At 70.9% G+C, this 6,196-nt stretch carries 6 protein-coding genes and 2 pseudogenes; 7 read left to right on the forward strand and 1 reads right to left on the reverse strand.

Translation table 11 applies throughout. The features are described from left to right. Positions 1 to 185: 185 nt before the first annotated feature. Positions 186 to 378, forward strand: a pseudogene (locus tag OF819_RS21520) (ISAzo13 family transposase); the annotation flags it as partial. Positions 379 to 470: 92 nt separating this feature from the next. Here OF819_RS21520 and OF819_RS21525 read toward each other — a convergent pair. Then, positions 471 to 710 (reverse strand): hypothetical protein, encoded by a 240-nt coding sequence (locus OF819_RS21525; RefSeq protein WP_267245247.1) that lies wholly within the window; start codon positions 708 to 710, stop codon positions 471 to 473. Positions 711 to 811: 101 nt separating this feature from the next. Here OF819_RS21525 and OF819_RS21530 point away from each other — a divergent pair. The 6 genes and pseudogenes from OF819_RS21530 to OF819_RS21555 form a co-directional block, all read left to right on the forward strand. After that, positions 812 to 1,678 (forward strand): annotated as a pseudogene (locus OF819_RS21530) (MFS transporter); the annotation flags it as partial. Between the two features lie 30 nt (positions 1,679 to 1,708). Then, a complete protein-coding gene (locus OF819_RS21535; RefSeq protein ID WP_267245256.1) occupies positions 1,709 to 1,906 on the forward strand; it encodes an Arc family DNA-binding protein in 198 nt (65 codons plus the stop codon). Then, the gene (locus OF819_RS21540; protein WP_267245248.1) at positions 1,907 to 2,290 is read left to right on the forward strand and encodes a type II toxin-antitoxin system death-on-curing family toxin; all 384 of its coding nucleotides are present in this window, start codon (positions 1,907 to 1,909) and stop codon (positions 2,288 to 2,290) included. Between the two features lie 106 nt (positions 2,291 to 2,396). Beyond that, positions 2,397 to 4,190, forward strand: coding sequence for a DEAD/DEAH box helicase (locus OF819_RS21545; RefSeq protein ID WP_267245249.1), 1,794 nt, complete (start codon positions 2,397 to 2,399; stop codon positions 4,188 to 4,190). Between the two features lie 454 nt (positions 4,191 to 4,644). After that, the gene (locus OF819_RS21550) at positions 4,645 to 5,286 is read left to right on the forward strand and encodes an IclR family transcriptional regulator (protein ID WP_240138888.1); all 642 of its coding nucleotides are present in this window, start codon (positions 4,645 to 4,647) and stop codon (positions 5,284 to 5,286) included. Positions 5,287 to 5,411: 125 nt separating this feature from the next. After that, a partial coding sequence (locus tag OF819_RS21555; protein WP_267245250.1) for a S16 family serine protease occupies positions 5,412 to 6,196 on the forward strand: 785 nt, incomplete at its 3' end.

Here is a 6,196-nt window from a genome sequence, read left to right on the forward strand (position 1 = left end):
CAGACCTGCCGCCCGCGAACTGTCCGGCATTGCGCCGGACCGGACGGTGGCCGGACCTCTCATCAGCGTCTCCGACGGCACCTCCCAGGCCCGGTGACACCACCCCCCAGGTCATCCGTTCGACAGGGGGCAACAGTCATGCCGGGCCCGGAGGTCAGCGGCCCTCTTGCAGGACCGCGAAGAACATAACGGGGATTGAGGTCGTCCTGGCTGCGAAGTTCCAGGCGTTGTTGCCGCATCTGGACGAGCGGTAGCGCCGACTGGCCATAGGGGGCGGAAGCGCGGTCACTGAGGCATGGCGGGATCAGGCTCGTCGCCCGTGCGGCCGGGGTCCGGGAGGGGACGGTCTCGCGTGGGGTTGCTGAACTGGAGTCCGGCAACATCATGGTGCGGGATGCTGTCCGCTGACAGTGGATGCGTGCCCTGAGAGGACATGAGATGACCTCTTCGGAGTGTGCATAGAACTTGGCTTATTTCACCAGGCTCCAGGTGCCGCAGCCGTCGGACTTGAACAACTCGCCCGCCCGCACCGTCACCGTGATCTTCCGGGCCTGTGAGGCGAACTGGTTGTCGATGATCGTGCCGTCCTGTCGGGTCCGCTCCCAACAGCAGTCCTCGAGCTTCCCCGACACCTGGTACGTGCCGGGCCCTGCCGCCCCAGGGCACCGGAAATCCCAGGGCGGCAGGGCCTTCACGCTGATCTCTGCCAAGGCACCTTCCTTCCGGAGTTGGTTGCCGGTCCGGTGCGCCAATGAGTGGCTCCCTGTAGGGGATAGAAGGGGCGGTCGGGCAATGTACCGCGTCTCCGTCCGCAATCCGGCGGATGGCGTCGGGGCCGTCCGGCCCGGCCGGCTCCCGGCCGGGGTTCGACCGGCGGCGCATCCGGCTGGCGCTGGGGATCTCGCTGGGGGCGGGGCTGTTGCAGTACGCCGGGCAGGATCTGCGCTGGCTGTCGCTGCTTCCGGCGGTGGCGGGGGCCGCGCTGCTGGCGCCCGCGGCGCTGGGGCTGCTGCCGCGCGGGACGTACCGGGCGGCGCGTGGGCTGCCGTCCGTCGTGCTGCTGCGCGGGATCGCGGCCGGGGCGTTTATCTCGGCGGAGGCGTTCGTGCCGCTGATGCTGGTCACTCAGCGCGGGCTGTCGCCGACGATGGCGGGTCTGTCGCTCGCGGTGGGCGGGGCGACATGGGCGCTCGGCTCGTATGTACAGGCCCGCCCGAGCGTCGAGCCGCACCGGGAGCGGCTGACGGTGCTGGGGATGGTGCTGGTCGCGGCCGCGGTCGCCGCCGTGCCGAGTGTGCTGATCGACTCGGTGCCGGTGTGGGCCGTGGGCGTGGCGTGGGCGTTCGGCTGCTTCGGGATGGGGCTGGTCCTCTCCTCGACCAGCGTGCTGCTGCTGAAGCTGTCCGCCCCGGAGGAGGCGGGCGCCAACTCGGCGGCGCTCCAGATATCGGACGGGCTGTCCAATGTCCTGCTCCTCGCCGCGGGCGGCGCGGCCTTCGCGGCGCTGGGCGGCGGCGCGCTGGGCGGCGGCGCGGTGGGCCACGGCGCCGCCGTCACCGAGGCCGCGGGCGGCCCGGGCCCGGCTGCCTTCGCCGCGGTGTTCCTGCCGATGGCGGCGGTGGCGCTGGCGGGGGCGTGGGTGGCGACCCGGCTGAAAACTGCTCCAGTACCAGAATGACCCCATGAGTAGTACCGTCATGGTATGGCAATGAATCTGCGTCTCCGTGACGATCAGCAAGAGGCCCTCAAGCTGCGCGCCGAGGCGGAGGGCCGCAGCATGCACGCCATAGTGCTCCAGGCGATCGACCGGTATCTGGAGCAGGAGGCCGACCGCGAGACCGTCCGCCGCCTGGGCGCCAAGTACGCCATGCGCCATGCGGATCTGCTGAAGCGGCTGGGGGAGTAGGTGAAGTACCTGACGGTCCAGGAGGCCCTGGACCTGGCGGAACTCGCCTGCGGGGGGCAGCACATCGCCGTACGGGACCTGGGCTTGCTCAGCTCCGCTGTGCACCGTCCCCAGTCGCAGATGTTCGGCGTCGAGGCGTACGCCGACTTGTTCGAGAAAGCCGCCGCCCTCCTGCAGTCACTCGCCGTGAACCATCCGCTGGTCGACGGCAACAAGCGCATGGCGTGGATGTGCACCGTGGTGTTCCTCGACTTCAACGGCGCGGACATGGTCGCCGTCGACCAGGAAGAGGCGTACAAGCTGGTGGTCGAGGTGTCCAGCGGCGCCTTGGAGGATCTGGGAGAGATCACCCTCCGGCTGCGGGCGCTGCACGACGCGATGTGACACGGATCGCAGTCTTCGGGGCCGGGCTCGTCCCGCCCTTCGGCCGACCGGGCCACCGGTAGGGTGGCCCGGTTGTCGTATCTGGACGAGCGTCGAACCGGAGACCGTGACTACCACCGCCGCCTCCTCATCACACCACCTTTCGCCCGCCTTCCCCGGCCGCGCCCCCTGGGGCACCGCCAGCAAGCTGCGTGCCTGGCAGCAGGGGGCGATGGAGAAGTACATCCAGGAGCAGCCGCGTGACTTCCTCGCGGTCGCGACGCCCGGCGCCGGAAAGACCACCTTCGCGCTGACGCTCGCGTCATGGCTGCTGCACCACCATGTGGTGCAGCAGGTGACGGTCGTCGCCCCGACCGAGCATCTGAAGAAGCAGTGGGCCGCGGCCGCCGCACGCATAGGCATCAAGCTGGATCCGGACTACAGCGCGGGTCCGCTGAGCAAGGAGTACCACGGCGTCGCGGTGACGTACGCGGGTGTCGGGGTGCGGCCGATGCTGCACCGCAACCGCAGTGAGCAGCGCAAGACGCTGGTGATCCTGGACGAGATCCACCACGCAGGCGACTCCAAGTCGTGGGGCGAGGCATGTCTGGAGGCGTTCGAGCCCGCGACCCGGCGGCTGGCGCTCACCGGCACGCCCTTCCGGTCGGACACCAATCCCATCCCCTTTGTGACGTACGAGGAGGGGAACGACGGCATCCGGCGGTCGGCCGCCGACTATACGTACGGATACGGCAACGCCCTCGCCGACGGCGTCGTGCGGCCGGTCATCTTTATGAGCTACAGCGGCAATATGCGCTGGCGCACCAAGGCGGGCGACGAGATCGCCGCGCGGCTCGGCGAGCCGATGACGAAGGACGCGATCTCGCAGGCGTGGCGCACCGCGCTCGATCCGCGCGGCGAGTGGATGCCCAATGTGCTGCGCGCCGCCGACCAGCGGCTGACGGAGGTCCGGAAGGCCATCCCGGACGCGGGCGGTCTGGTCATCGCGAGCGACCAGGACCAGGCGCGCGCGTACGCCAAGCTGATCCGTGAGATCACGGGGGCGAAGGCGACCGTCGTGCTCTCCGACGACGCGGGCGCGTCGAAGCGGATCGACGAGTTCAGCGAGGGCGACGACCGCTGGATGGTCGCCGTCCGGATGGTGTCGGAAGGCGTCGACGTGCCGCGTCTCGCGGTCGGGGTGTACGCGACGACGATCTCGACTCCGCTGTTCTTCGCACAGGCCGTGGGCCGTTTCGTACGGTCGCGGCGGCGCGGCGAGACCGCGTCCGTGTTCCTGCCCACGATTCCCATGCTGCTCGGCTTCGCCAATGAGATGGAGGTGGAGCGCGACCATGTCCTGGACCGTCCGAAGAAGGACGGGGAGGAGGACCCGTACGCCGAGTCCGAGAAGGAGATGGACGAGGCGAACAAGCAGCAGGACGAGGACACGGGCGAGCAGGACATGCTGCCGTTCGAGGCGCTGGAGTCGGACGCGGTCTTCGACCGGGTGATGTACAACGGCGCGGAGTTCGGCATGCAGGCGCATCCGGGCAGCGAGGAGGAGCAGGACTACCTCGGCATTCCCGGGCTGCTGGAGCCGGATCAGGTGCAGTTGCTGCTGCAGAAGCGGCAGGCGCGGCAGATCGCGCACAGCCGTAAGAAGCCGGATGAGGAGGCGGATCTGCTGGAGCTGCCGGCCGAGCGGCGTCCGGTGGTCTCGCACAAGGAGCTGCTGGAGCTGCGGAAGCAGCTCAACACGATGGTCAGCGCGTATGTCCATCAGAGCGGCAAGCCGCACGGGGTGATCCACAACGAGCTGCGGCGGGTGTGCGGGGGGCCGCCGAGCGCCGAGGCGACGGCGGGGCAGATCCGGGAGCGGATCAAGAAGGTCCAGGAGTGGGCCACGCGGATGCGGTAGGCGCGCTGGGTCCGGGAAGGCCTGTCGCCCGGCCGGTCCGGGAGGTCTGCCGCCCGCTCGGCTCGGTCGGCCCGCTCGGCCTGCTCGGCTCGGTCGGTCTGGTCGGCTCGGAAGTGGCCACTTTCAGTCGTACGAGGGGTAGTTCGGGCGCTTGTTCGTGCAGCCTCTTCGTCGTATTCGGACAATGACCTTGGTCCTGAACAGGGGCAAACCAGCCGTCCCGGAAATCTTCGCGCCCGGATTCTGGACGAGGTCTTCCGCTGAGCGGAGCAGCTCGCTACTGTCCCGGCCAAGTAAACGCCCCGTGGCAGCGCCGCCGCGGAGCGCAGTCGGTGTGCCAAGGCCTGCCGGCGGCCCTCTAGGTGCGTCGCCGATGGGACCGGTGCCGCGACCCTCGTTCCGCGAGTGACGAGTGAGAGAGGACCGCCGTCACTCACTCCGAAGGAGGGGCGTCGTGACCGCGGAGACCTCCCAAACGCTGGACCGGGGACTGCGAGTCCTCAAACTGCTCGCCGATACGGACCACGGGCTGACCGTCACCGAGCTGTCCAACAAGCTCGGGGTCAACCGGACCGTCGTCTACCGGCTGCTCGCCACCCTGGAACAGCACGCCCTCGTCCGCCGCGACCTCGGCGGCCGGGCCCGCGTGGGCCTTGGCGTGCTGCGCCTGGGACGCCAGGTGCACCCGCTGGTGCGGGAGGCGGCGATGCCGGCGCTGCGTTCGCTGGCCGAGGACATAGGGGCCACCGCGCATCTCACGCTTGTCGACGGCGCTGAGGCGCTGGCGGTCGCCGTCGTCGAACCGACCTGGACCGACTATCACGTCGCGTACCGGGCCGGCTTCCGGCACCCGCTGGACCGGGGCGCGGCGGGCAAGGCGATCCTCGCCGCGAGACAGGGCAGCCGTACCGAGCCCGGCTACACGCTCACCCACGGCGAACTGGAGGCGGGCGCGAGCGGCGCGGCGGCCCCGCTGGTGGGTGTCACCGGCATCGAGGGCAGCGTGGGCGTGGTGATGCTGGCGGACTCCGTCCCGGAACGGGTCGGGCCCCGCGTCGTGGACGCGGCCCGCGAGGTGGCAGACGCCCTGCGGTGACGCCGCCCGGACCCGCCCGGACCGCCTGGACCCGCCCGGACCGCTTGGACCCGCGCGGCCCGGCCCCACCCCACCCCGCGGCCCGGACATCGCACGGTCCGGGGCGCGGATAGATTGGGCACGTGCTGCTCTCCCGCCTCTCGCGCCCCCGCGCCCTCGCCCTGTCCGCTGTGCCCGTCGTGGCGCTGCTCGCCGTCGCGGGGCTCGCTCCCCTGCCGTACACCGTGGCGCAGCCCGGGGCCACGGCGGATGTGCTCGGCGCGGATCAGGGGCGGCAGGTCATCACGATCTCCGGGGCGCCCACCAGGGAGACCGACGGCGAGCTGCTGATGACGACGATCGCGGCGACGGGGCCCTCCGCGGACATCGATCTCGGCGATGTGATCGACGGGTGGTTCCGCACGGACCGCGCCGTGCTGCCGCGCGACGCCGTCTATCCGTCCGGCAAGTCCGACGAGGAGATCGAGCGGCACAACATCGCGGACATGGAGGAGTCCCAGGACGCCGCGACCCAGGCGGCCCTCTCCTACCTGGGCGAGGATCCGTCGCGGGTGACGGTCGACCTCCAGCTCGCCGACGTCGGCGGCCCCAGCGCCGGGCTGCTGTTCGCCCTCGGCATCGTCGAGAAGCTGGACGGGGACGGCGCGGGCGGCGACCTCACCGGCGGCCGTACGATCGCCGGCACCGGCACCATCGCACCCGACGGCACGGTCGGCGCGGTGGGCGGCGTCTCCCTGAAGACCCAGGCGGCCAAGCGCGACGGCGCGACGGTCTTCCTCGTCCCCGAGGGCGAGTGCTCCGACGCCCGCGCCGAACTCCCCGACGGCCTGCGGCTGATCCCCGTCAGCACCCTCAAGGGCGCGGCGGACTCCCTCCGTGCGCTGGAGCGGGGCGGCGAGGTGCCGAGCTG

Origin of the sequence: Streptomyces sp. PR69 (assembly GCF_026420845.1) — a bacterium.
Classification (GTDB): domain Bacteria; phylum Actinomycetota; class Actinomycetes; order Streptomycetales; family Streptomycetaceae; genus Streptomyces.

Coding starts and splice junctions, on each gene's coding strand:
- OF819_RS21535 (WP_267245256.1), top strand. CDS start 1,709: ATGAATCTGCGTCTCCGTGACGATCAGCAAGAGGCCCTCAAGCTGCGC.